Below are 925 nucleotides of genomic sequence, written 5' to 3' on the forward strand. Positions count from 1 at the left end.
GTCGCTTTGTTGTTGTCTTCTTCAGTAACAACAGCACTCGCTACATAACCTTCATTAACCAATAAATCAGCTATCGATTTACGTAGTTTTGAGCTTGGCATCGCTACGGATACTTTATTAGCCATTTGTGCGTTACGGATACGGGTTAGCATATCTCCAACGGTATCTTGCATACTCATGTAATTACCCCTTACCAGCTTGCTTTACGAACACCAGGCACATCGCCTTGCATGACTCGCTCACGTAACATATTACGTGATAAGCCAAACTTACGGAAGTAGCCATGAGGACGACCGGTGATAGCACAACGATTGCGCAGACGAACTGGTGATGAATTGCGCGGTAAAGCTTGTAGCTCTAACATCGCATCCATACGTTCTTCGTCGCTTGCAGTCATATCACTGATGGTTTCTTTTAACTTAATACGCTTTTCAGCATATTTAGCAACCATTTTTTCGCGCTTTAATTCGCGGTTAATCATGCTCTTTTTTGCCATAACGTCTTTACCTTATTTAAATGGGAAGCCGAATGCTTTAAGTAACGCACGACCTTCTTCATCAGTACCAGCTGACGTAGTGATAGTCACATCCATACCACGAATACGATCAATCTTATCAAAGTCTACTTCTGGGAATACGATTTGTTCTTTAATACCCAGTGAGTAGTTACCACGTCCGTCAAAGGCTTTAGGTGAAAAACCACGGAAATCGCGAATACGAGGAATTGCAATGGCAATCAGACGATCTAAAAATTCGTACATTTGCTCACCGCGTAGCGTTACTTTACAGCCAATCGGCCATTCTTCACGAATTTTAAAGCCAGCAACTGATTTACGCGCTTTGGTGACAACAGGCTTTTGACCAGCAATTGCAGTCATATCAGCGACAGCACCTTCAAGCAATTTCTTGTCCTGAGATGCGCCACC

The 925-nt window shown here is 43.1% G+C and carries 3 protein-coding genes; all 3 read right to left on the minus strand.

Annotation, left to right across the window (positions count from 1 at the left end):
* The coding region (gene rpsH / locus ACS8FD_RS17775) for a 30S ribosomal protein S8 (RefSeq protein WP_439276827.1) at positions 1–179 on the minus strand (179 nt) is incomplete at its 3' end.
* An 11-nt stretch (positions 180–190) separates the two neighbouring features.
* Positions 191–496: a 30S ribosomal protein S14 gene (gene rpsN / locus ACS8FD_RS17780; RefSeq protein WP_068034613.1), complete on the minus strand. Its 306-nt coding sequence runs from the start codon at positions 494–496 to the stop codon at positions 191–193.
* A gap of 12 nt (positions 497–508) precedes the next feature.
* Positions 509–925, minus strand: a 417-nt coding sequence (rplE, locus tag ACS8FD_RS17785) for a 50S ribosomal protein L5 (RefSeq protein WP_439276826.1), incomplete at its 5' end; no start/stop codon positions are given.

This window comes from Psychrobacter sp. 1U2 (assembly GCF_051847575.1).

Excerpts from the sequence above, each read along its gene's own strand:
- rpsN (WP_068034613.1), bottom strand. The coding sequence starts at position 496 with ATGGCAAAAAAGAGCATGATTAACCGCGAATTAAAGCGCGAAAAAATG.